The following is a 24,236-nucleotide window of genomic DNA, read 5'->3' as shown; positions in this document are numbered from 1 at the left end:
CCAAGGATTTTGCCAGGTATTAACATCTACTATTTGTTCCATGCCCAGACATGCTGCCGCCTGATGTCCCAGATATGCCAAAACTCCCAAATTAAGCAGAATCCCCAGCAACTTCAACATATGATTCTCCTTCTTTTGTGTGTAAAAATTAATGTTAAAATTAGTTTCCCCCGACGCATCGTGTATTATAATATCACTATTTATTATTTTTTAAAGAGGAAAATATTCAAACTTATTGATTGCAGATTAAAAGAAGGCCTTCTTATCGATCAAGCGATCTTCACCTTAATTCTCATATAAAAATTATTGATGAAAGAGTATGGCCAATGATCGCACATTTCATCTTGACAATTGTTTTTTTGGTAGTAGCATTAAAAAACTTTTTTAATAATTATACTGCAAACAAAAGGAGCTAATTATGGATAATAAGGAAATGGTAAAACAAGCGATTGATTTCCATAAACAGTCATTTGAAAACTGCTTTTCTATGATGGTTACGATTCAGGGCCAGGCCGAGAAGCTGATGAAGACTTTTGTTGACCAGACTCCCGGAATAAGTGATGAAGGAAAAAAGGTCATGAATCAATGGAAAGATGCATGCAAGAAGGGTATTGACGATTTCAAAAAAGCCATAGATGAAGGATACGCCAAGGTCGAGACATTCTTCGACAGCAATACGATGGCCAAGTTCCATGACCAGGCCGAGAATATGTTCAATTCTTACTTAAATCAGGCAAACTGGATGCCTCCGGATCTGAAAAAGACCATGGAAGACTTAACTGCCACCTATAAGAAGAGCTGCGAAGAATATAAAAAGTATGTAGATGAGAATGTCTGGCGCATGGTAAACTTTTCCTCCACTGCCAAAAAATCGCAGACAAAAACCAAAAAGAAAAAATAAGAATCAGCCCTCCTGATATTCCGGTAACTATAATTGAAGCTCTCCGCGGCTTGCTGCAGGGAGCTTCAATTATAAAACGATTGACAAAAATAACTAATAATTATATTATATTTCTATAGATGTATAAACATCTAAATAAAACAAATAGGTCAAATCTATGGCGGAAAAATCAAGAAAACAAAAAAGCGACAAAAATATGGGGCGTATGTCGGCCGCGTTTAAGGCTTTATCCAATGAAACTCGTCTTGCAGTTTTTGAAAATATCAGACTTTGCCGGGCGAAGGCAATGCTCAGTAACGATAATCAGCCTTCCGTATGTAACGTTGCCAGCAATATTAATATTTCCCTTTCCACCATTTCTCATCATATCAAAGAACTTCGTAATGCCGGACTCATCAAGTGCGAAAGAAGAGGCCAGACAATTCTTTGAATGCCTGTAGATGAAACCATCGGGATGATGGTTGAATATCTTACGGGCGACAAAAAAAATAAAAGAAAAGATTGTTGCCACAAATCGAAAATATCCCCTCCGGCTTAATTTGAATAAATCATAAGTAGTTAAACCATAAAGAGATATGGAGTATTTTTATGTTTCTGTAAAAATACTCTTGACAAAAGAATAAAAAATATTATATTTAGACATATATCGAAATATAGAAATATAAAAACAAGGGGGTATTTTATGTCTGCAAAAGAAGAAGTGAATAAAAGCAAGGGGCTTGAATTCTGTGAGTCTTTTATGGGCAAATGTTGTAATGCCGGATCAGCAGAAGAAAAAACAAAAAAAATTGATTTCAAAAGCTGTGAACAAATGATGAAAAAGTTCTGCGGCATAAAAGATGGCAAATTTGATTTTGAGGCATGCCGGGCTAAAATTGAACAATGTTGTAAAGGACAAGATGAAAAATCAAAAGACAGAGTAAATAATTAATTAAAACGTAAGTGATTTAATAATAAGGGAGGGGTAGATCCATGTCGGAAAATCATAATTTAAGCGCGATAATAAGTAAAAGAACTCACTGCTATGGGATGTGTGGAGGAAGAAGCAGCCGCATCTTTTGTGGAATATTCTTTATCGTCATTGGACTTTTTTGGTTTGGGAAAGAAGCGAATTTATTGCCATCTGAATTAATTACAATGTTTTGGCCGCTTATGTTAATTTTCGCAGGTATTTGGTTTATTACAGCAGCCCTGAGAAATAGAGTGGGGTCATCATTAAAATAGCAAAAATAGAGATGGCTAAAATCAGAAGAAGTGTTATTATCTCGCAGTAATTGTCTGCCGGCAGTGGCGACTTTTAAATTAACATTATTCGGGTTGATGCAAGATTATCTAAGGAGGATTTATCATGGAAAGTAAATGTGCGAATTGCAGCATGAAATCACGTTATGATAAAAAGCCGAATTCCATAATCAGCAAAATCTGGAAATGGCATCTTAGCTGGTGTCCGGGATGGAAATCATATCTCAAATCTCTGCCTGAAAACGAAAGAAAAGAAGTAATCAAAAAATACAACTAATCTTTATTCCCGAGAAGACGGAAATAAGCAAGACAAGCAGTACGGGACAATTGTATTGAGATCGCGAAAACGTCAAGGTTATGCTTTTTACAAAAATTATTGAATTGCAACTGTGGACTTTCCGTTAAGCAAATACGATTGATCGTTGAGCTGTAAGACGGAAGGTGAAAGATAAATTTAGTCTCCCTAGTCTTACAAGCTGTTTTTTCCCAATTTTCATTAGGCTAGATTAAAGAGATAATCATGGTAAATTCAGTAGAGATCAAGAGATTATCGGTAAAGAATTTTATCAAATATTTTAGCTGTGCACATTCAATGCTGATATCATTAGCCGATAAACATCAATTGACGGTAGATGTTTCTTTTCTTAAAGCCGCCACCGGATTTGGTGCCGGAGTAAGCACCATGGGAGATGTTTGTGGTATGGTCAACGGGGGTGCCATGCTTTTGGGAAAGAAACTTTATCCGTTATTTGCTAATTCTGAAGAACAATGGAAGATCGCTTTTTACAGCAATGAATTTTATAATAGAACGAAAAACACCTTGGGAACATGCAATTGCGGAGATGTTCACGGCGGGAAGCATCTGGCAAAAAATTTTCGTAAAGCCATTCTAACGGGCCGATCAATGAAATGCTTTGAGATGTTGTATAAAGGATCCGGAATTCTTGAAGACCTGTTTGGCAGGAATGAACTTGAGCATTTTGGTGTTGATTCTGTTAGAAAAGAGGCAATTCGAGATATCTATCAACATTTTCAATCCAGCCAGTTTCATTGTTGCAAGTCAACTTTACAGAAAATTGAGGAGTTAAATGGATTGGATACTTCCGTTCTCAATGACTCCATCGACTGCTTCATCGGTGGGATCGGTTTCAGCGGTACCTTGTGTGGTGCTGTAGTTGGTGGTGTATTGGCTATTGGGTTAAAAGATGGTGTTAATCCCCATGAAAGAGATTACAAAGATACCGTAAAAATATTTTATCAAGGGCTGTTGAAGAACGATAAGGTATGGAGTAACGAAAAGGTATTCAAGGCGGCAAAAACCTTTGATAAATGCCAGGCGCTTTATAAGATGGTTGAAGAAACATATGGAAGCTGTGATTGTTCGGCTATTTCCAGTTTAGATGTGGATAAACCTTGCGGTCTTCAAAAGTTTAAAGAGAAAAGAGGTATCCATCAATGCCAGCAGCTTTCGGAGAACATTGCCCAAAAAGTAAATTTGCTTCTTTGATCTTAATTGAGAAACACTTAACATAAATGTTTTTGGATATTATTTAATAAGGATCATAATATGATAGGTCTTTTGATTAAAACCTTAAATCCCGATCTCATCAAGAACCATGCAAAAACTGTGATACTAATCTGGATTCTATGTATACTCGGTCCCGTAGTAGCAATCATGTTTGGGCTCTTCATTATTATGGGCTCCTATACCATAATTGATCTGGGACTTAGCGCAAGGGATGCACTACTGATAGACGCTTTTTTATCGATCATATATTTTCTACAACACAGTATAGTCGTTCGCCGAGGATTCAAACAATGGCTTGGAAAATTTATGCCGGACAGATATCATAATGCCTTCTATGGATTGACATCAATTATTACCTTGATACTGGTATTAGTTTTCTGGCAGAAATCTTCCATTCTCGTAGCTCGCGCCGATGGCATTATTTTCTTGCTGATTTGCGCTTTATTTTGCCTCTGCCTGGCTGCATTATTATGGGGGGTATTATCTCTCGGTTCCTTTGATGCGCTTGGCGTCAAGCCCTTGATGCGTTATATAAGTAATAAACAGGATAAACCGCAACAGATAGTGGCGAAGGGGCCATATCGCTGGGTTCGCCATCCCCTGTATCTATTTCTGATAATTCTAATTTGGGCTTATCCTGTGCTCACCCTTGACAGGTTAATATTCAATATCATGTGGAGTATCTGGATGATTATCGGCACATATCTGGAGGATCGGGATCTTCATTGCGAATTCGGAAGCCAGTACCGTGAATACAGCTCGCAGGTACCAATGCTGATACCTTATCGGATTCCGAAAAAATAAATCTGTTTAGTGGTTTGTTGTATTTCCTGAATTCTTTCCCCAAGAAAAAACCAGTAGGGTGTCCACGGAATATACTATCAACTTTAATTCTTGACAAACCTTCTGCAATCAGAAAATGTTAAATAAATTTTTGCCCGCCAAAAAGGATTTAGAGATTACCCATGATATACCTTGCACCGGTCCAGGGGATAACCGACAGGATCTATCGCAACCTGTTTCCTGTATATTTTAAGGGAGTTGATATCGCGATTGCACCTTTCATCTCCGCATCGAAGAAAATGAAATCGATGAATAACCTTCTGCGCGAATTTTATCCCGGGCAAAATACGGGTATTCCGACGATACCGCAGATAATGAGTTCTCAACCGGATGACTTCATCTTACTCGCCAATGCGTTATACGACATCGGGTACGGAACTGTAAACTGGAACATCGGCTGTCCGTTTCCCATGGTTGTGAAAAAGGGTAGGGGGGCGGGTATGCTTTGTTATCCGGACAGGATCGCATCTTTTCTTGAAAAAACCATGCCTGCAATAAAACCGAAATTATCGATCAAGCTCAGGATAGGGTTGAAATATCCTGACGAGGTGTTGCAGCTTATTCCCATTTTCAATCAATATCCGCTCGATGAACTGATCATACATCCAAGGACTGCTTTGCAAATGTATGAAGGTAACGTTGATTTTGATATTTTCGAGCAGTGTCTTAATCTCTCGAAACACAGGGTTGTCTATAACGGAGATATAGATTCTTTGGAGAAACTGGAGATGCTTGAGAAACGGTTTGGATCAATAGAGCGGTGGATGATCGGCAGGGGTCTTATCGCAAACCCATTCCTCGCGGAAAAAATTAAATTCAATACGGAAAAGCCTTATGATGAAAAAATCAAAATCATGAGGGCTTTCCATGATAATTTATTCGATGAATATTTGAAAATTTTATCCGGTCCCTCGCATATAACCAATAAAATGAAAGAAATTTGGACTTATATGGGAGACTTTTTTGAAAACGGAAAAAAAATAAAAAAGAGAATATGGAAAACACATCACAGGGATAATTATATTGATGTCGTAAATAAAATATTTAATGAGGCCCAAGTTTTAGAAGCGAAGTGCATTGAAACTTGATGGCTGAATTATCCCCTGAAAAGCTATTAATATTGGCTTAATATTCAATTGACACGGCAGATCATTATCCATATACTCCCGCCGCGAAATAACATATCCATTCAATGGAGGTTTTATGAATAATGCTTTGTTTGGCCCCATGCGGCCAAACTTTCTAATTTTAACCCCGGCCTGCGTGCTGCTGGGGGTCGCCATCGCCTTTTGGTCGGGAGCCTCTCTTAACCCTGTATTTATTGTCCTTATATTAATAGGCTCTCTCTTGGCGCATATCAGCGTGAACGCCCTCAACGAATACCATGACTTCAAGAGTGGCCTCGATCTTATCACCCAAGCCACACCCTTTTCCGGCGGGACCAAGAGTTTGCCTGAAAACCCTGAAAAAGCCCATCTGGCCCTGATTACCGGTCTGGTTAGTCTGATTTTAACGGTCTGTATCGGAATCTACTTCCTGATGGAACGCGGGCCTTGGCTACTACCCGTCGGCATCCTCGGGATTATGATAATCTATGCCTATACTCCGCTCATTACGCGCAGTCCGATTCTGTGTCTGATTGCTCCCGGCATTGGATTCGGGCCGTTGATGGTGATGGGTACCGATTTCATGTTGACCGGACATTATTCCTGGACTGCGGCGGTGGCTTCCCTGGTGCCGTTTTTTCTGGTTAACGATCTGTTGCTTCTCAATCAATTTCCTGATGTTGAGGCGGACAGGCAATTTGGCCGGAGCCATTTTCCAATAAAGATCGGGCGCAAGTCCAGCGCCATAATATATACTGTTTTTCTGGGTTTGACTTATGTAGCGATCATTGCCGGATGTCTTTTGCGGGTGCTTCCCCCGGGAGCCTTGATCGGGCTGTTAACATTGATTTTGGCCGTGCCTGTAATGTTTGGCGTCATTCGCAATGCCGATGATATCCCCAGCCTCATTCCGTTCATGGTTAAAAATGTGATTCTCAATATCAGTACGCCGGTGCTGGTTGCCTTGGGATTATTCCTTAGCCACCGGTTGTAATAGAAAATAGATCGGATGAAATATTTGCCGGAGGCTGATTTTTGAAAAAAGTAACACTTAAACTTGTATCAATACACATTGAGGACTCACCTCAGGATGTCCCTCTGGCTGCCGCATCCCTTAAAGCGCAGCTCGATTCAGTTGACTCCATAAGCAAGAGGCTTGATGTATCATTTCATGATTACACTGTCGATAACTCTGCGGATTTTATAGCAGAGGACCTATGCAGCAGAAACATTCCGGATATGATCGGTTTCTCCACATACTTGTGGAACAGGCACATTGTATGTGAAACCTGCCGACTCATCAAAGAGAAATTCCCGGATATAAAACTCTTCGCCGGCGGCGCGGAGGCAACAGCACTTCCTTTAATCCTGCTAGACAGCGCACCTTTTGACTTTGTCATAAAGGGTGAAGGTGAGATCGTCCTTACGGAAGTCATGAACCAACTGCTCAATGGTGAGACACTTAAAAACATCCCCGGGGTCTTCTTGAAAGGTGCAAAGATTAATCCGGAAAAAGACCAGCAGCCAGTCATGGATCTTAACGTCCTGCCTTCGCCATATCTTTCCGGAGCAATGGATCCCTGTCGTTATTCCCGCCTGTGGTGGGAACTCTCCCGCGGCTGTCCTTTTAAATGCGGTTTCTGTTTCGAATCACGGGGTGTGGCAGGTGTACGGCAAATCTCTTTAGATCGCATCCGGAAAGAACTTGAGCTCTTCGAAGAAAAAAAAGTAAACCAGATCTTTGTGCTGGACCCGACTTTTAATTGTGACCTTAAGCGTGCCAAAAAAATTCTGCGCATGATTCTTAAAACGGCTCCGCTGATTCATTATACTTTTGAAATAAGAACAGAGTTTATCGACAGTGAACTCGCCGGACTGTTTGCCGGGCTTCACTGCAGCCTCCAGGTTGGGCTTCAGAGCATTCATCCCGAAGTACTCGCCAATGTAAACAGAACAATCAACACCGTTAAATTCGCTAAAAAGATATCTCTGCTGAACCAGGCCGGCACTATCTTCGGGCTGGACCTGATCTACGGACTCCCGGGCGATACGCCCGATGGATTCAAAGAGAGCCTGAATTATGCTCTGAGTCTACAGCCGAACCATCTCGATATTTTTCCACTGGCTGTTATACCGGGGACTGCACTTTATGATCAGGCGGAATCCTTTTCGCTAAACTGTCTGAAAGATGCACCTTACACACTGATCTCCTCGCCGGGTTTTTCTCAAGAAGAAATGGTCCGGGCCGAATCTCTGAAAAATGCCTGTGAAATATTTTACAACCGCGGAGGCGCTACGGGCTGGATGTTTATGGCACTGGAGACCATCGGCATTGATCCGGTTGGATTTCTTTCAGATTTCGCAGTGCATTTATCATCATGCGAACAACCGCTGAAACTCACCAAAGACGAGATTACTGTTATGCAAACCTCTTTTGTAAAAGAGCAGTTCATCAGGCATAACAAAAAAAATCTCTTCCCCGTAATGGAGGATATAATAAAAATTCACGGTGCGCTGAACAGTTCGCTTTATGCAGGGCCGCTGGTTGCGGCAGGGAAGGGCAAATTTAATGATGAAACCGTATTTGGTTTATCACCCGGAACTATTTCTCTTTCCTTAAAATATGATTTCGATGAACTCATGACAGTCGGCGAGCTTACATTTGAAGAATTTCTTGATCATTATCACAGAAAGAAAACATACCTGGTTGTTTATAATTGCGGCGGCGCTGTTAAAACAATGACAATAGATCACACTTTAAGCAGGTTGCTTCGCTCCTTTACAGGTATCGAAACACTTTGGCAGGTCTGCGAAAAGGAAAATATAAAATCCCGAAAGAATATTTATCAATTTCTTGAATTTGCAGTCAAAGAACAGCTGATCCATGCAATATAAGATAATTAAGGGAACACTCTAAACCGGCTGTCATCCCCACCACCTTTGTCATACCGGCGTAGGCCGGTATCCAGTATTTCCTTCACATTTCAGCCTTCACCCTTCACCGTTCACGCTTATCCTCCCCCATCGTAAGGAGGTTGTTCGTCTCACCAGTTCATCGTAAAGTTTTTCCAGAGGCCTGGCTGTTTCGACCCCTTCGAGCTTAGCGACTGCGGCAGCTACTGCCTCAATCGTTGACATGCCGTCTGAACGATGCTGCTCCCGCAACCGGTCTCTGCATCGAATTGGCGCAGGAAGAATCAACCGGGGCAGGGTCCGCAGAACAGGCATACTGCGATACAATCGCCGCGCCTGGCTCCATGTTGCGTCGATAACCACTACGCGAGCTGGCGGTTTCAGATCTGATACATTAGACTGTGTGCCGGTTCCATCGGGCCATAAAAGCCAGGCTCCGGGAGCCCGCAGAAATTCATCATCAATGGGCGAAAGCCCGATGCGGGCTCCGCCTCCACAGGGGATAATTCGTGAGTTCGGCATCGCCAGCGTTACTAACCGTCCGGTGTTGCTGGGGCGCTCGGTTTCCCCAATATGCCGCAGGATCAAAAATTCTGTTCGCGTTGTTACCGTGGGCAGGATTGGGCAGATGCAGATTTCCCGACGCTGGTAACAGCGGGGGCAGTGGCTGTTTTCATCGCGTGATTTATTCGAACGCATTATCGTAACCTTATTTCCAAATTTAAACCGGCCAGTCCGGGACATCCTTTTTCTTGCCAAACCACTTGATCGTGGCATAAAGTAGGTCCGGATGGCACAGGGCGGTCTTGAGCCGGGCGACCTTGTTTTTCGAGGTGACGCCACGCAAAAGGTCATCGAATTGATCAAAACTTAATGTCCGCATTTTTCGAACAGCGACTTTCTCCAACGCGAGTTTCTCGCGCATATACCGTTTCAGTTTTTTCTCATAGGATGAAATTCCCTTGCTGCCGCCGATGACGGCCTGGACAGCCAGAACCCCGCTTAAGCAGGCCATGTCAATTCCGCCGCCGTGCAAAGGGGAGGTCAGGCCTGCGGCGTCACCCACCAGAATAATATTATCGTAAACAAGACGCGGCAGCAGCCTGCTTGTGCCAATGCCGCCGCCTTTTTCCAGCACGGACGCGGCAGCCAAACCTTCCGCTAAGAGAACATCCGCGAGCAGTTTTTTTAAATCCAGTCTGTTCCGGTTCAAGGTTCCGCGCACCGTGCAGACCACGCCGACATTGGCCCGTCCGGCATCTTTGGGGAAAATCCAGTAATAGGCGGGTTGGAGTTCAGAGGGCAGGTTCGAAAAAAAGGCGACCTTAATGCGCGGTACCAGAGCGCTGAAATCTCCCGCCAACACAACCTGATACGCCAGAAGATAATCTTTGAAATATTCATCCGAAAATTGATAGAGCCCGGACGTCACCGACGGAGCGCCGCTGGCGTCGGCAATCCAGTCATACTCCTTTTGCATCTGCCGCAGACGCGCCTGTGTAATCTTTGCGTTTTCATGGATGACAACGCCTCGGCTTCTAGCCAGGTTCGCCAGTTCCTGCTGCCAGATCCGGCGGTCGAGCATCCACAATATTCGAAGCCTGCTTAAAGGAAAGGTATAATCCCTGCGGCACTTCATAACAATCTCATCAACGGGGTGCAGAAATCCCCGGCCCGGCCTGGCCATAATCCCCAGCGAATCAAAAATACATTCGCCGCAGACAATGCCTTCGCCGACTTTTCTTTTTTCAAAAAGGTCAACTTGGATATGTTCTCTTGCCGCTGCCAGCGCCGCGTAAAGTCCGCCCGGTCCGGCCCCGATAATGGCGATCTTCATATTACTTCACGCCGGCCTTATATTCTTTTTGAATCGACATTGATGTGAGCATTGTTTTTCCTTTGCATAAACTCATCGGCCCGCCGGGCTTCCTCGACAAGCTGTCGGACTTTTTTCATATCTTTTTTAAAGCGGACAGGCCGACCCTGCTTGTCCACAGCGTTGGTTTTAGTGCAGCTGTCCACGCCTGCCGGTTTCAAGGTTATAATGGCTTCAAAAACATTTTCGTCGGAAATACCACCAGCCAGAATAACCGGTATCGGACTGGCTTTAATGATTGTTTCGGCAATATTCCAATCACAAATTTCACCGGTAATCCCGACGTAGCCCGCGACAGGCTGCTGCGATTGATCCTCCGGACTGCCGATAAGCGTATCGATGAGAAAATAATTCGAAACCGGTGCGAATAGTTCGGCAAAACGCAGGATATTTATTTGAATCTCGTTTGTCTGAGCAACACCGGGCTGGGGCACGGAAAGTGAGCGCATAATCTCGATGTGCGGGAAGCGGTTCTTAACATCCAATTGCAAAGAAAGCAGCGCGTCACATTCGCGCGCAACTTTGGACTGATCCTCCGGAAAGGGAGAAAGCATTTCACAGAAATGAACAAAGTCCGGCTGATAATAATCAAGTGCCTGAAAAATTATTACAGGATCTTTAAATAGCGGGATCAGGCCGCTTTTAGCCCTCGCCTGCTGTATCGCCTGGACCGTTTTATGGATTGCCGCATTTTTGAGCTGAGCCGAATCAGTGAGCACACTCCCGATATGATCCACTCCCAAATCTACTAAGGCTTCAGCCTCTTTTGGGTTTTGAACTTCATAAATTTGTATGATGGTTTTTTCCATGGGGGAAGGCATATCATTTCGGGCGACTCTGAGCAAGATATTGCCTGCTGTCTTCTTGCCGTTGCATAATCCTGCAAAAAGAAACTTGCTTAATGGGAAAATAGGGCGCTGTCCCTAATATTCGGACTGTTTTACGTATAGTAGCATTTTTGAGCTGAGCCGAATCAGTGAGCACACTCCCGATATGATCCACTCCCAAATCTACTAAGGCTTCAGCCTCCTTTGGGTTTTGAACTTCATAAATTTGTATGATGGTTTTTCCCATGGAGGAAGGCATAACATTTCGGGCGATTCTGATCAAGACATTGCCGGCTGTTTTCTCTCCGTTGCATAATCCCACGAAAAGCAAATTGATTCTATTGGCAACAATTTCAATAACCGGCGGCAATAGATAAAGTGAACATGATTGGGAAAAAACTGCTCTATAATTATTTATCTAACTTACGTCGACCAAATGTCAAGATTAAAGATTTGACTCCGATTTCTGGAGGGGAATATTATCTTTTTGTGGAATTAATTGAATCTCTTGATGTCAGAGCGCATTAATCAATCGCTACCTCCGCCACCCACATCAATTCGCACGCTCCTGTGCCGCTGTCCTCCCGTGTCAGCGATGAGCGCCATACCCGGCCGTCGGGGTTCTTGACATTGATTAGATAGCCCTTGAGGTTGATGATTTCTCCGCGACGCACCTTAAGCAGGCGCGCTTTGATATTGTCATCAGCCGGCACAAGATGTGTATTGGCTGAGGTGCGGACGATAATGGCCGGATCGATTGGCGGAGTATCGCTCCAACTATATTGATACCAACGATTGCCTTGAGTTATATTGAGTTGTTTGGTGATAGCGTTATCAGACATCGGTCCCCAGCCCAGCGCAAAATCCACCGGCGAAAGGTCTGCATCATGTCCCGTCCGGTAACGTTCGATAGACAGCACCTTGGCGCGAATCTCATAGCGCGCTATAGGCTCAATTTCATAGCCCATCAGTTGAATCGCCGGTGCATCAGTACTTTCCTGTACAGGTTGCTCCGCTACCGTTCCATAGCGGGCAAGGCGTTTCTGCTCTAACTTATTGTGCGTTAAGTAGCCGAGGCTGATGATCACCAGTAGTACGACCAGCCATGATTTAATTGTTTTCGGGAACAAGTAATAACCTTTCTAAAATTGAATAGTCCCAGCTTAGCTTAGCATAGTGGATATCCCTATGTACTTTGCACATTGGGTCTCACGATATTATAACTTTGAGAAGTAATGCAAGAATTAAATGCGTTAGGTGAAAGGTGAATAGTGAATGGTGCCCCACGCCGTCCCGACAACGTCGGGATTCCACTAACGCTTCGCCACACTTCGCTTGCCCTTAGCGAGTGTCACTAAAAAGTGAAGAGTGAAAAAACTGTTCTAAGTTCTGCGTTCAATGTTAAAAACCAGTGGATGGTGAAAAGAAGTTTTAAGTTTCAAGTAATAAAGTAGTTAAGCAAGAAGCATATAAAATAAAAGGTAAATGGTAAATGACACAATCCCTTTCCGGCCAAGAGATTCTTGACATGCCGGTCCAAAGTTCCTATACTATGACAACACCCGTAAAAACAAGATCCTATCATTCTCAGAGTATTTACAAGCACGTCATCAGGTCAAACGGAAATAACGGTGAATTAGATAAGCATGTGCTGACCAGGTTCGATCAACTTAAAAATATCAAATAGCGAGCGATCGCACGATGATTATGGACAAGCAAAAAATTATGGAATTCGCCAGGAAAGTTCCTTTGTTTCAGGGGCTCACCGACACGGAGATGCTGGCTGTCTGTTCGCTTATGATCCTGCGGGAGTTCCACAAAGGCGAAGTTATTGTGCAAAGAGACGATGACGAGGGGCAGACATTCTTTATCATTGTCTCCGGCACGGCGCATGTGTCTGTGACCACCTCCGAAGGCAAGCAAACGATTTTTGCCACGCTCAAGCGTTCTGATTTTTTTGGCGAAATTGCAATTCTCGACGGAGAACCGCGTAGCGCATCGGTCATTGCGGCTGAGGACTGCAAAGTGTTCATGCTCTATAGGAAACCTTTTCTCGATATTCTGCATCGGTTCCCGAAGATCACTATTCAAATGCTTATCGAGATGTCGAAAAGGCTCCGCAAGTCAAACCGACAGATCAATACGCTTTCGCATATGAGCGCATATGGCCGCGTCGCTGAGGTGATTTTACGGATGGCCAGGGAACAGGGCTACCACGAGGGCCGTTTTATGATAATTCCCAAACGGCCCACGCATCAAATGATCGCCGAAATGGCTGGAACGAGCCGGGAAACAGTTTCGCGCATCATCTCGACACTCCAGAAGAAACACTACATTGTGATCGACCGAAAGAAAATGACAATCCTCGATGAAGAAAAGCTTTACGATTAGGAGAAAAGTTATAGTTTTCCAGTAAGTTAGCGCAACCCAGTGTCGAGATCCTGAAAAAATCCTCCTCAAGAACTTTTCTTCAAATAAATTGCATTAATTGTGACGACCGTCACAGACAATTCTTCTTTTACCTTGTATACAGTACACAAAGAAGTGCTTATCCTTTGACTTTTCTTTAACCTTGACCGATTTGTCCCTGCTGACGTTGCTGAATTGTAGGTGAAATTTAAATGAAATTTGTAGACAGTCAGATGAGCAAATAATTCACAACAGACCAACACCGTGAAAGTAATTACACGGTTAACCTAACCAGGAGGTTTTTTTATGAAATCATGGAAATATCTATCAATGATGGTGATTGGTCTTCTTGCCCTCACTTTGATGTCTTGTGGATCATCAGGTAGCGGCTCAAGCGCGGATAGCGGCAGTTTGTCTGTGTCACTGTCGGATGCCCCGGCTTCCGAATACAAAGCGGTTTATGTGACTATTGCAGAAATTCAGGTCCATAAAGCTGATGAAGCAGAGGGAACATGGCAGACCGTTCTAACGCCAAATGCTACTTATAATCTTCTAGACCTGATCAATGGCAAGACGGCATCTCTTGGTGTGGCTGACCTGGCAACAGGGTCATACACACAGATGCGCCTCATTCTGGCTGACACTCCCGATTCCAATACAAACATACTCGGGGACTCTCATCCCTATGCGAACTACCTCATCACATCAGCAGATGAAGCGATACAACTGAAAGTTCCCAGTGGATTTCAGACAGGGATAAAACTCGTGCATACCTTTGATATTGTATCCGGTCGTACAGTTGGTCTTGTCCTTGACTTTGATGCCGGACGTTCAGTGGTAAAAGCGGGCAACAGCACAAAATGGCTTCTCAAACCCACAGTAAAGATAATCGATACCTTGAATAATGCCACCTTGACTGGAAACGTAACAGACGGATCTGCAGCTTTGGCTGGCGTTACTGTGAGTGCTCAGATATACAACGCTTCCGCTGCCACGGAAGTGGAAAAGGTAATCACCGAGGCTTCTGCTATTACAGACGTAAACGGTGACTATTTAATGTACCTGCCACCCGGAACGTATAATATCGTAGTCGTTGCTGATGGCTTCATTACTTCGAGCAGACAGATTACCGTAGAATACGATACGGAATACACAGAGGACTTCATTCTGGATGCAGCAACAATGGCTGTAATTACTGTAGAATTAACCATTCCGACAGAAACCTCAGGTGAGGCGGCAACCGTCGAATTCCGGCAGCCTTCGCCCAGTGATGCGACCCAGCAGATTACGGTAAAGAGCGTGAATTATGCAGAAACAGGATCTTATACTGTCAACCTGCCTGCTGGTACATATAATGTGGTAGCAACCTATACGGGCGCAATCTTAACCGCAGACGCAATTTCGACAGGTAGTTCGGTGACCATTGATTTCACCACAGAATAGAAAATCTCAATTTTAGACTGTAAAGGGCATCCAATAAAAATATGATTGGATGCCCTTTCTTTATTGTTCATCCTTTGATCATTCATTGCATATAGTGAGGGATCATGCCCGTCAGGTCAGACCAGATAATGAATATATGTTCAATGTTCCGCGTTCAAGGTTCTATGTTTGAGGAGGAGATTAATCTTGCCATAATTCGTGAGTTATATCTACAATTTGTCGGCGCTGGTCATTATTCAATAGCTTCTTCGGCGAATTCTGAACCGTAGTATCACAATTTTCCACAATCAGTACGGAGGCATCATTACTTAAGGTGTGGCTGTGCCATGCGCCACGTTTGACGTTGTAAAGTTTGCGCGGCACCATATCAACGGCGGTAATCGAGTCGATCGTATTATTGCCTTCTCCTAAAAAAAGAATACAGCGGCCTTCCAGAAGAACAAAAACCTCATCCGTTTCGTCGTGTCGTTGCATTGTGAGGATGCGTTCGGGCAGCAGTTCGTCACAATAGCGTAATATGGCCACCCGCCATTTATCATAATCAATCAACGGTTTATAACCAGACCCATCGTAACTGCAAATTTCCAGCAGACGTTCATCAATCTTTTTCAAACAAACCATCCATTATCTTATTCTTAACGCTTTATTTCTTTATTCGAGATACGGAAAAATAATTATTCAGCATTAGTGTTGCAGTCCCTCTTGAGCAACAGAACGATTCCGGCGCCTGTTCCGGAATATAATGAGAGCGGTAATCGGGATTAAGGCGAAGAAGGTAAACACCGGCGCGCCAAAACCGTTGATGACGAGATAACAAATTCCGATGATGGGCAGAAGGCTTAGACGGACAAAAGGTTTCAAAAACTCATGTCTTTCCAGGAAGCGGGCCGCCGCGGGAGAATGACTGTAGTAGAAGCGGACAAAGGCTTTGCCGGGGGCATTCGTCAGAAGAAAACGATCACGAAAGATACGAAGAATATTGACATGGGGATCCAGAGAAGAACCGAAGGCCGCTGTAGCGATGAAGCAGCCGCTTGAGCCGCTGTCGGAGGAGGCTGCAGCGCTGCTGCTCGTGTCTTCGACTGTATAAACCTGTGCTCCGTAAAAGGGATTGGCCATTCCAACATAAAGGGGGTGCGCCGCGATTGTCGAGGGCAGGAGAATCCGCGCGCCGTAATTGAACTGGTCACCAAAGCCATCACGGGTAAGAGGGCTCCAGTTGGTGCCGTCCGATGTGTAGTATATGTCGCATCCCGCCGGGTTATCATTATAAAAATCGACAGCGTCGAGCAACGTCTGGATTGTCTGCCAGGCGGAATCGTCCCCCGGGGCGATTAATCCGATCTCCTCCACGTTGGCGCGAGTCAGGTACTTGAGAAAAACCCGCAGATCGAAAGTTGATGCGTAAAGCTTTCCATTGTATTCAGCCATCCACCACAAGTACTGATTCAAAGAGAAGTTTGTCTCTCGAATGGTGGAGTCGAAGGATAGCGTCTGGAAAATGTTGGGCTGGAAAAAGCCCGCCCAGTAGTTGCCGATGCGTGATGGGAAGATAGTGCTTTTGGTAGCGCCTACCGTATCGCCGATTATCATGGCGCCGACATCAGTTTTGCTGAAGCGATATATCTGGGGAGGTATCCGGTTCTGTAAAATCAATTGTGCATTCCCCGTAGCAAGAAGGGATGGAAAGGTCATGAGTGTACCCACATAGAGATTATCTTTGAAGGAGGTAAGCGAGAAGGTGGAATTGAAGCGATTACCGAGCCCTTTGGGGTAAGGCGCGGCGGGAAACAGGCTCTGGTTGGCGACAATAGGCGTCCAAACCCACTGTGACAAATCAGAATCATATTTACCTTTGAAGAGCCAGGCACCGCCGTTATCAGCAGTCTGGGGTTGTGCCGGATCAACATCTTCCGCCAATGTTACATAGAGATAGTCATTGAAACTGGCGAACTGCCAGAGCATGGCCTTTTTGCCCAAGGCGATGAGACCGCCAAAGTCGCTATCGGCGGCAATCTTTGTCCAATCGCTCATCGCTTCAGGGTTCGACGCCTCGTAGATGTCGTTATTTGCGCCGATGTAGAGCTTACTATTATGGACGGCTATGGGCCGCAGGCTCGTTGTTCCCGTGACTCGGAAGACTTCCTTTGGAACAATATTTTGAGGATCTGAATCAGCGGAGATCTTTAGTACCCGGGAAATCTTGGTAGCTCCGGCTTCGGTCACCACATAAAGTGCCGTTTCTCCGGCTGAGTCCGTAAAAACCTGCATGCCCCGATAGCCTAATTCGAGCGGGATTTGTCCCGACACGTTGGGTGCCGTGTAAATAAGTTCCCAGGTAGCGTCCGTGGTGTTCAATTTGAGACGGAAAATTTTTGGATGCAGATCCACTTCGGCTGCCGTGGCATAAGTACCGATATCACCGCCAAAAAAGTTTTCGATATATCCATTGATAGTCGCAAAATCGGTGGTGTTCTTAATGGTTCGAAAGAGTCCGGCCATGACGAGATAAGCTATATCCCGGTTGCTTCCGACGTAGAGGTAATCACCGTCGGAATGGTGAAGTATACCCATGCACCAGGAGTAACTGTTGTGGCGGTCTCCATCCGGCTGGGGGTATAGCCCCTTATCTCCGATCTTTGTGATGTTATAGGCAGAGACGGATCCTGCAAAAATAAAAGTAATAATTAAGAAGATGACAACGGCCCTGACGGTTCTCTTTGTTGTGAGATGCAACATAATATTTACCTCCCTCAGGCAAATGATGAACCCGGTTTGTAAATGCCCGGCTATTGATAAGGCACTATTTTTTGATGGCCGAATTATAAAATGAGTGGTTTTTTATGTCAATCTGAAACCGCTTTTAAAATAGAGTAAATTCCGGTGACACTATTTTAACAAAAAAAGGCAGGGGGCAGGATTTTTCCCTGCGGTTCGAGGATGCCATGTGTCCCACTCCGTCCCGACGACGTCGGGATTCGACTAACGTTTCAAACTTCGTCCCGACTCGTCGGGACTCGTTTTACCACGGCGCTACGCGCCTGGTATAGTTCGCCTTACGCCTTAAACTTCATCCCGAGTCGTCGGGATTCGTTTTCAGCTTGGCTCACTATCAGAGAGTCTCACTAAATTCAGATTGGCAATTACAGCGAACTATTATACAAATTCTAAATTATCGCAAAGGGTGAATTAAAATGCCGATCCATATCATTCCGGTTGAGAAACTCAGCGCCGATGCCTTAGACGGTGTCATCAAAGAATTCATTTCCCGAAACGGAACTGATTATGGTGCGATTGAGGCTTCTATGGAAACAAAAGTCAGGCAAATAAAACAAAAACTGGAAAAAGGATTGGCCGTTCTTATTTATGATGACGAAACGGAAACCACCAATATATTCCGACATGACGACCCGATGTTGAAGAAGCTGGATAAAATGAATGAGTAAAAAATAGTTCTACGTTCAATGTTTAAAGTTCTAGGTTAAAAAATAAAGATTTAAGATTTAAGTGTTAAGTAGTTAAGAAGAAAGATGTGTATGGTGTTCCACTCTGCTACGCTCGTTCTTAGAGAGTGTCATTATTATTCCGCTATCGTTTTCCTGATAAGCGCGAAGAGCCAGGTAACTTCCGCCTCGTCCAGACCTGTGGCGAATCCGATAAAGGTTTTATCGCTGCGAGCTGTGATGCCCCTGGAGCCAACCATTTTCATTAGTGACACAAGAAAGCGGGGAACGGGACGCCCGTCCGGCATCCGGGGAGTTCCTGTGTCGCCCAAGGAGACTTTCTTCATTCCGGAAACCTCGATGGTGTTCATTGCGCCTCGTGTTGTGGGCGCCACAAGGTCCTCCAGTTCGGCAGTTGGAATTTCCATGGTGATGCTCTTTCCCTGTTTCAGCGCTTCAAGACGGAGAAAGGTCTTCGTGACGGTAATCCGCTCGAACTCTTTTTTCCGGCGATACACTGTCCGGAGCGCCGATATAACGGGAACTGCTATAAAGAAAAGACCGAAGAAGCCCAGGAAAATATTGCGGATGAACTCGGGCATGGTAAACATAAGAATCGGCCGTAGAAAAAACCAGGCCACGCCTCCGGCGAAAATAAGAGAAAAGTAAACGGGAATGTATTGAAATCTGCTATTGGCCAATGCGGGAATGTTAATGATCAATCCTTCTCCCGTGCGTTCCACCTGCGAGCGTATGTTGGGAGGTTCCGGCGGCAGGGAGCTTACCGCCTCGCCTGTCCTGCGCACCCGGTCCCTGTATGATTCGTCCAGATGTTCCGGGTCGTGGGTAACTTTCTCGCCGGTGGAATAATCCACAAGCGGTTTTCGCAGGAAACGGGCAAGCTCTTCGGCCACTTGTCTTGCCTCGATGAAACTGGTAGGCTGCGAGACGGAGATTGGCTTGGCAATACTCTCGCTGGCGATAGTCACCGGCCATGTCGCGGCGGATTTGCTGTCACCGCTGGCGAAGTTAATTTCCACCTGACCTACCGATTCCAGCAGATACTCCGTACGCTTCATGGGCACAAGCAAACCGTACCATTGGATAATGCTTCCTCTGCCCCGATCCAGGATTATACCGCTGCGTCCGAAAACGAGACAGGCGCCTACCGCGGCAAACACGCAACCAATGAGGACGACGAAAATGGCAGGCAGTGTTCCCGATCTCTGCACGGGGATGATCCCCAGAGGTATCTGCATGATGAAGATGCCTACCAGAAGAAAGGGCAGCCCGAAGATGGAAATACAGCCGCCACCGCTGCGCATTTCCAAAGTTGCCTGATCCCTGTAGATAAAAGGGCTTTTCTTCGCGGCGATGGCGGATTGGTTAAAAATATTCATTTCAAAAGTACCGCATCATAAATTTATTGTTGAAACTCCAATTACGAAAGCGCAGCGCAGCGGAATTGGTAAGTTGAACAATCCCGCGCAGCGGAGGGTTTCATACCCGTGATTAAAAACCATGCAAGAAAAAACAATCAGTTGCAAGTTAAAAATAAAGGTGAAAGGTGAAAGATGAAAAGAAGTTTTAAGTATTAAGTAATTAAGTGGTTAAAAAAGAAAGATGTGTGTGGTGTTGCACTCCGCTTGCTCTCAGCGAGTTTCACTAAAGGGTGAATGTAAAGAAAGGAATCATTTCTTTACATTCTTACTTTTTTTTGGTGTTTTTCTTTTTCTTAGTCACTAGCCAGGCCTCATTGTCTGCGATCAGTGCCTGCACATTTTTGTCGGTATTCTTTTTTGCAATGTCCATGGTCCGTGCGTAATCTTTTTTGCCGAGCTTGATCACTTCAATCTCTTTGTTCAAAAACTGCTGGATCTCATTCAAACGCTCTTTTTCATCTTCACTGCAAAAAGAAATCGCCAGGCCCTTGTTAACTCCACGTCCGGTTCTGCCCACCCGGTGGACATAGTTCTCGGCCTTTTCCGGTAAATCATAGTTGATTACATAATTTACGTCCGGAATGTCGATGCCGCGCGCGCTGACGTCTGTGGCAATGAGTATTCGGCAATTACCGTCTTTGAACTTCTTCATTGCTTCGGATCTTTCACCCTGATCTTTCTCGCCGTGGATTGTGATCGAGGGAATCGCAACGCGCTCCATGGCTTTGGTCACTCTTTCTGCGCGGACACGGGTTCGGACAAAGATGATGATTTTGCTGTCGGGATTTTCCCTGATGAAGCTCTCCAGAAAAAAACGCTTATCATCCATCTCTACAAAAATGACGGCGTGCGAAACATTCGCAGAGACCGGATCATCAGGGGATATTTGAATGCGTATAGCCGTGCTTTTCACCTGAGAGAAGGCCAGTTTTTTAATTTCCGGATTGATAGTTGCCGAGAAAAAAAGCGTCTGATGCTTTCGGATGAGCATTTTTTTGACATACTGAATGTCTTTGATGAAACCCAGATCCAGCATATGGTCGGCTTCGTCCAAGACCAGCGTATCGACACGCGCAAGGCTGATGTAGCCCTGATGGATAAGATCAAACATTCGTCCCGGGGTGGTAATCAGAATATCAATGCCTTCCTGCAGTTTCTTAAGCTGTGCATTCTGTTCGACGCCGCCAATCAGGGCAAAGATTTTCACGTTGGTATGTTTCGCGATGCTGGTAAAGACCTCGCCGATCTGCGTGGCAAGTTCTCTGGTCGGCACCATGACCAGGCCTTTGATGCCTGTATCGCGTTTGCTGCTTTTTTCCCGGTGGATTTTATCGATTAGAGGAATGGCGAAAGCCGCCGTTTTTCCTGTTCCCGTCTGGGCGATGGCCAGAACGTCTTCTCCCTTCATGATGGACGGGATGGATTTGAACTGGATATCCGTCGGTCTCTTAAAACCAAGTATTGCCAGATTCTTTTTTATGTCTTCTGAGATATGATATTTTTCAAACTTCATAACACCTCGATGTGTTGTCGATAGGGGATATTAAATACAGTCGAAACCGGATAAAAGCAATCTCAATAAAATGCAGGAAAAGAGGATTAGAGTTTTGAAAGATTAGATGGCTGGATGTTTGAATCGCAATGACAAATGAAAATGGGAATGACAGAGGTATCACTAATATGTGGCAGCGACAAACTTCATCCCGACTCGTCGGGATTCGTTTTACCACGTCGCTTCCCTCCTGGTATAATTCGTCCAGCAAGCTTCAGTACACTTTGTTTCTGAAGCTTGAGTCTCATTATCAGCGAGTCTCTTTAAGGTTTTTTTGCCTTTGTTTTAGATGGTTCCTTATACACTTTCCATTTGTGATTTGGATCACTCACAAAAGCTTGATCCACCACTTTACCATACTCATTTGTTTTAAATGTCCGGACAATCCATCCTCCAAGGACTTGTTGTCTGTCACTTCTAATATCGTTACCAACAGTACTTAAGACTTCCCACATTTTGACTCACCCTCATTGCCTTCTTGATATATAAGTTCTCTTGTTTTTATGAGTAATTCCTTTGAGTTCATTAAAGCCTCGATGATGTCACGGTTTGTGTCGCACCAGTTACTTATCCGATAGTCGTTATTGGGAAATGCTTGACCGTTCTCATCCTTCATATTTAAATTCCTATTTTATGGTTACCCGCCGTTTGTCTATTTCTTCTTGTGTAAAGGCTTCGTCTCTTTTGCCCGGAGCTTCAGGGTCTGTTTCCGTCTTCTTCTTTTGCGGTCCAATTCCTTTGTCCGTTCTTTTCTGTGCTGGCTCATGATGCCTCCTTAATATTAAATAAACTCATCAAAGTTATTTTTTAATGGCAGTTCGATTATGCAATGCCTTCGGCGATATCTGCCACCCGGTTCGATTCGGCTGTAGCTGAGTTTTTGTCCGGTGTGCCCGACTTTATATTAGCCTTACTCTGCTTAGCTATCCGGCGCTTTTCGGCCTTATCCATTTGTTTCTGCTGTTTTGCTTTTTCTTTCGCGTTTTTTCCAAAGTTGTACATGGGGTTTCCCATTTTTTAATGCCTGTTTGCCTTTCTTTCAGAAGTTACTGAACAGGTTGAAAATAGAAAGGCACTCCGGGAAACTGAGTTCATGGAGTGCCTTTTCTGTTAACATGATTTGATTACAGTGCTTGCACGTTTTCTGCTGACGGACCTTTCGGGCCCTCAGTAATGTCGAAACTGACACGCTGGCCTTCATTTAACGTCTTAAAGCCGCTGGCTTGAATAGCGTTGAAATGAACAAATACATCACCACCGCTGTCCTTTTCGATGAACCCGAAGCCTTTCTTTTCGTTAAACCATTTTACTTTACCTTCTGCCATAGTTCTAATCCTCCTTTCATAAATTTTTAAAAGTCGAATCAGCACGATGACCGAAATAAAAAAGCCACCAAGATTCCAAAGTACCTGGTAGCTAGCCTATGTGCTTCAAAATGTCTAAATCCAACTCTTATCTTCGCATCTTATTTATAAGTATCCGAAGTTAACTGGACACTACAGTAATAGCGCATAATAGTCAACCTTTATTTGCATGGATAACGTTTTGTACAAACAATATGGTGAAAATATATGAAGCTTCTTCATATAAAGCGGGACGTTACGATGTTAAGGTTTTATTGCTGTTTATTCCAGCGAACGTCCGTTCCTTCATCTTTTTTTCCTTTCCAACCACTTGAGCAGGCCGTAGTTGACAAAACCGATTATCCCGATGGCGAGCAGGAAAGCCGGATAGGCAATTTTCCAGTTCTGAGGCCCGGTCATCATAGACCACTCGGACATCCCGCCGATTCCGGCAATAAGTGTGAGCGGCATAAAGATAGTGGTTATGAATGTCAGCCTCCGGACTGCCTTGTTTGTCTGGTTGGCGGCTTTCGTCATCTGGTTGTTGAGCATTGACAGATACATGTCCATCAGACTGGTGACTATTTCACGATAAGATTCAGTTAACTCGAAGAATTTTGTAAGATGGTCGTAGATGTCCCGATAGTGATAGATGGCTTTTTCCGGTATGAAGGGACAATCTTTGCGGCAGATCTTAACGAGGATCTCCCGTTCATGGAAGAGACTTTTGCGGAGATTCAGCAGGTCGCGACGCAATCGGATCATCTCGGCGGGGTTGAAATTGGAAACACTGGCCAGCATGGTTTCTTCCTGGATGTCCAGTTCATCTTCCAGAGCCTCAATTGCCAGAAACTTTTGGTCCACAATGTGGTCCAAGATGACGTGCATCAGGAAAGCCGGTCCGTGCCGGGCGCTCTCCATGTCTGTCTCCATGATGTGCTCAATGCCATCCAAAATCCGGCGGTTGTCGGAATCGCGCTGGCTGACTGTTACCAGAAAGTTTTCGCCGATAAACAGATCGATTTCGCCGATCGAAAGTTTTTTGTTTGAATATTCAAAGGTGTTGAAGATAATAAAAGTATTCCGGGGAAAGTCTTCCATCTTGGGAATCTGGTCTTCGTTTAAACAATCCTCAATAGCAAGATGATGGAGATCCAAAAGACCGATAAGAATCGAGAGTTCGTCTTTTTTCGGCTGGCAGTAATTCAGCCATATAAAGCCGCCGCTCTTTGCCACAGCCAGAGCGTCATCAACAGTTGCGACGCTGGTGAGTTTTCCTTTCTGGGAAATATGATAAAATTGTGATTCGGACATGACTGCCTCCATTAACTTAAAATTTCTATGTGCATCTTGCACCATGAGCATGCT

The 24,236-nt window shown here is 44.5% G+C and carries 26 protein-coding genes and 1 pseudogene; 14 read left to right on the top strand and 13 right to left on the bottom strand.

The annotated features are described in order from the left end of the window. Positions 1-120 precede the first annotated feature (120 nt). The 10 genes and pseudogenes from CVU62_10550 to CVU62_10505 all read left to right on the top strand — a co-directional run bounded on the left by CVU62_10550 (position 121) and on the right by CVU62_10505 (position 8,515). Positions 121-300, top strand: coding sequence for a hypothetical protein (locus CVU62_10550; GenBank protein ID PKN37420.1), 180 nt, complete (start codon positions 121-123; stop codon positions 298-300). A 115-nt stretch (positions 301-415) separates the two neighbouring features. Continuing rightward, positions 416-667, top strand: a pseudogene (locus CVU62_10545) (hypothetical protein). 391 nt (positions 668-1,058) lie between these two features. After that, complete coding sequence (locus tag CVU62_10540) at positions 1,059-1,331, top strand: transcriptional regulator (protein PKN37419.1); 273 nt, start codon at positions 1,059-1,061, stop codon at positions 1,329-1,331. Between the two features lie 252 nt (positions 1,332-1,583). Further along, positions 1,584-1,832, top strand: coding sequence for a hypothetical protein (locus tag CVU62_10535; GenBank protein ID PKN37418.1), 249 nt, complete (start codon positions 1,584-1,586; stop codon positions 1,830-1,832). Positions 1,833-1,873: 41 nt separating this feature from the next. Next, entirely contained in the window at positions 1,874-2,125 is a 252-nt protein-coding gene (locus CVU62_10530) for a hypothetical protein (protein ID PKN37417.1), read from the top strand. A gap of 538 nt (positions 2,126-2,663) precedes the next feature. Further along, positions 2,664-3,650, top strand: coding sequence for a hypothetical protein (locus tag CVU62_10525; GenBank protein ID PKN37416.1), 987 nt, complete (start codon positions 2,664-2,666; stop codon positions 3,648-3,650). A gap of 60 nt (positions 3,651-3,710) precedes the next feature. Continuing rightward, positions 3,711-4,475 carry a hypothetical protein gene (locus tag CVU62_10520; protein ID PKN37415.1) on the top strand — a complete coding sequence of 255 codons (765 nt, stop codon included), beginning with the start codon at positions 3,711-3,713 and terminating at the stop codon, positions 4,473-4,475. A 161-nt stretch (positions 4,476-4,636) separates the two neighbouring features. Next, positions 4,637-5,602 carry a tRNA dihydrouridine synthase DusB gene (locus CVU62_10515; protein ID PKN37414.1) on the top strand — a complete coding sequence of 322 codons (966 nt, stop codon included), beginning with the start codon at positions 4,637-4,639 and terminating at the stop codon, positions 5,600-5,602. A 115-nt stretch (positions 5,603-5,717) separates the two neighbouring features. Continuing rightward, positions 5,718-6,614, top strand: coding sequence for a prenyltransferase (locus tag CVU62_10510; GenBank protein ID PKN37413.1), 897 nt, complete (start codon positions 5,718-5,720; stop codon positions 6,612-6,614). 41 nt (positions 6,615-6,655) lie between these two features. Next, positions 6,656-8,515, top strand: a complete 1,860-nt coding sequence (locus CVU62_10505) for a B12-binding domain-containing radical SAM protein (GenBank protein ID PKN37412.1) — start codon at positions 6,656-6,658, stop codon at positions 8,513-8,515. A gap of 96 nt (positions 8,516-8,611) precedes the next feature. Here CVU62_10505 and CVU62_10500 read toward each other — a convergent pair whose 3' ends face one another. The 5 genes from CVU62_10500 to CVU62_10480 form a co-directional block, all read right to left on the bottom strand. Then, positions 8,612-9,232 carry a hypothetical protein gene (locus CVU62_10500; GenBank protein ID PKN37441.1) on the bottom strand — a complete coding sequence of 207 codons (621 nt, stop codon included), beginning with the start codon at positions 9,230-9,232 and terminating at the stop codon, positions 8,612-8,614. A gap of 22 nt (positions 9,233-9,254) precedes the next feature. Continuing rightward, positions 9,255-10,370, bottom strand: coding sequence for an NAD(P)/FAD-dependent oxidoreductase (locus tag CVU62_10495; protein ID PKN37411.1), 1,116 nt, complete (start codon positions 10,368-10,370; stop codon positions 9,255-9,257). Between the two features lie 17 nt (positions 10,371-10,387). Beyond that, the gene (locus tag CVU62_10490; protein ID PKN37410.1) at positions 10,388-11,230 is read right to left on the bottom strand and encodes a hypothetical protein; all 843 of its coding nucleotides are present in this window, start codon (positions 11,228-11,230) and stop codon (positions 10,388-10,390) included. Between the two features lies 1 nt (position 11,231). Continuing rightward, on the bottom strand, positions 11,232-11,606 hold the full coding sequence (locus CVU62_10485; protein PKN37409.1) for a hypothetical protein: 375 nt from the start codon (positions 11,604-11,606) through the stop codon (positions 11,232-11,234). A gap of 154 nt (positions 11,607-11,760) precedes the next feature. Continuing rightward, the gene (locus tag CVU62_10480) at positions 11,761-12,366 is read right to left on the bottom strand and encodes a hypothetical protein (GenBank protein ID PKN37408.1); all 606 of its coding nucleotides are present in this window, start codon (positions 12,364-12,366) and stop codon (positions 11,761-11,763) included. A gap of 362 nt (positions 12,367-12,728) precedes the next feature. Here CVU62_10480 and CVU62_10475 point away from each other — a divergent pair, with 362 nt between their 5' ends. The 3 genes from CVU62_10475 to CVU62_10465 all read left to right on the top strand — a co-directional run bounded on the left by CVU62_10475 (position 12,729) and on the right by CVU62_10465 (position 15,088). After that, the gene (locus CVU62_10475) at positions 12,729-12,923 is read left to right on the top strand and encodes a hypothetical protein (GenBank protein PKN37407.1); all 195 of its coding nucleotides are present in this window, start codon (positions 12,729-12,731) and stop codon (positions 12,921-12,923) included. Between the two features lie 14 nt (positions 12,924-12,937). Continuing rightward, a complete protein-coding gene (locus CVU62_10470; GenBank protein ID PKN37406.1) occupies positions 12,938-13,627 on the top strand; it encodes a Crp/Fnr family transcriptional regulator in 690 nt (229 codons plus the stop codon). Between the two features lie 324 nt (positions 13,628-13,951). Further along, positions 13,952-15,088 (top strand): hypothetical protein, encoded by a 1,137-nt coding sequence (locus tag CVU62_10465; GenBank protein ID PKN37405.1) that lies wholly within the window; start codon positions 13,952-13,954, stop codon positions 15,086-15,088. Positions 15,089-15,268: 180 nt separating this feature from the next. On the opposite strand, the gene CVU62_10460 is transcribed toward CVU62_10465, so the two are convergent. Beyond that, positions 15,269-15,709, bottom strand: coding sequence for a hypothetical protein (locus CVU62_10460; protein PKN37404.1), 441 nt, complete (start codon positions 15,707-15,709; stop codon positions 15,269-15,271). Positions 15,710-15,772: 63 nt separating this feature from the next. Next, positions 15,773-17,827 (bottom strand): hypothetical protein, encoded by a 2,055-nt coding sequence (locus CVU62_10455; protein ID PKN37403.1) that lies wholly within the window; start codon positions 17,825-17,827, stop codon positions 15,773-15,775. Positions 17,828-18,282: 455 nt separating this feature from the next. Between CVU62_10455 and CVU62_10450 the strand changes: the two genes are divergently transcribed. Continuing rightward, positions 18,283-18,534, top strand: coding sequence for a cytoplasmic protein (locus CVU62_10450; protein PKN37402.1), 252 nt, complete (start codon positions 18,283-18,285; stop codon positions 18,532-18,534). A 134-nt stretch (positions 18,535-18,668) separates the two neighbouring features. Here the strand turns inward: CVU62_10450 and CVU62_10445 are convergent, their stop codons facing one another. The 6 genes from CVU62_10445 to CVU62_10420 all read right to left on the bottom strand — a co-directional run bounded on the left by CVU62_10445 (position 18,669) and on the right by CVU62_10420 (position 24,182). After that, positions 18,669-19,931: a hypothetical protein gene (locus tag CVU62_10445; GenBank protein PKN37401.1), complete on the bottom strand. Its 1,263-nt coding sequence runs from the start codon at positions 19,929-19,931 to the stop codon at positions 18,669-18,671. Between the two features lie 307 nt (positions 19,932-20,238). Beyond that, complete coding sequence (locus tag CVU62_10440) at positions 20,239-21,486, bottom strand: hypothetical protein (GenBank protein ID PKN37400.1); 1,248 nt, start codon at positions 21,484-21,486, stop codon at positions 20,239-20,241. 302 nt (positions 21,487-21,788) lie between these two features. Beyond that, complete coding sequence (locus CVU62_10435; protein ID PKN37399.1) at positions 21,789-21,980, bottom strand: hypothetical protein; 192 nt, start codon at positions 21,978-21,980, stop codon at positions 21,789-21,791. A gap of 367 nt (positions 21,981-22,347) precedes the next feature. Continuing rightward, the gene (locus CVU62_10430) at positions 22,348-22,527 is read right to left on the bottom strand and encodes a hypothetical protein (protein ID PKN37398.1); all 180 of its coding nucleotides are present in this window, start codon (positions 22,525-22,527) and stop codon (positions 22,348-22,350) included. 122 nt (positions 22,528-22,649) lie between these two features. After that, entirely contained in the window at positions 22,650-22,850 is a 201-nt protein-coding gene (locus CVU62_10425; GenBank protein PKN37397.1) for a cold-shock protein, read from the bottom strand. A 324-nt stretch (positions 22,851-23,174) separates the two neighbouring features. After that, complete coding sequence (locus CVU62_10420; GenBank protein PKN37396.1) at positions 23,175-24,182, bottom strand: Mg2+/Co2+ transporter; 1,008 nt, start codon at positions 24,180-24,182, stop codon at positions 23,175-23,177. Positions 24,183-24,236 lie beyond the last annotated feature (54 nt).

The sequence above is a fragment of the Deltaproteobacteria bacterium HGW-Deltaproteobacteria-2 genome, from assembly GCA_002840505.1.
In the GTDB taxonomy this organism is placed as follows: Bacteria; Desulfobacterota; Syntrophia; order Syntrophales; family Smithellaceae; genus Smithella.
This window is presented reverse-complemented; position numbering and strand designations above follow the sequence as displayed.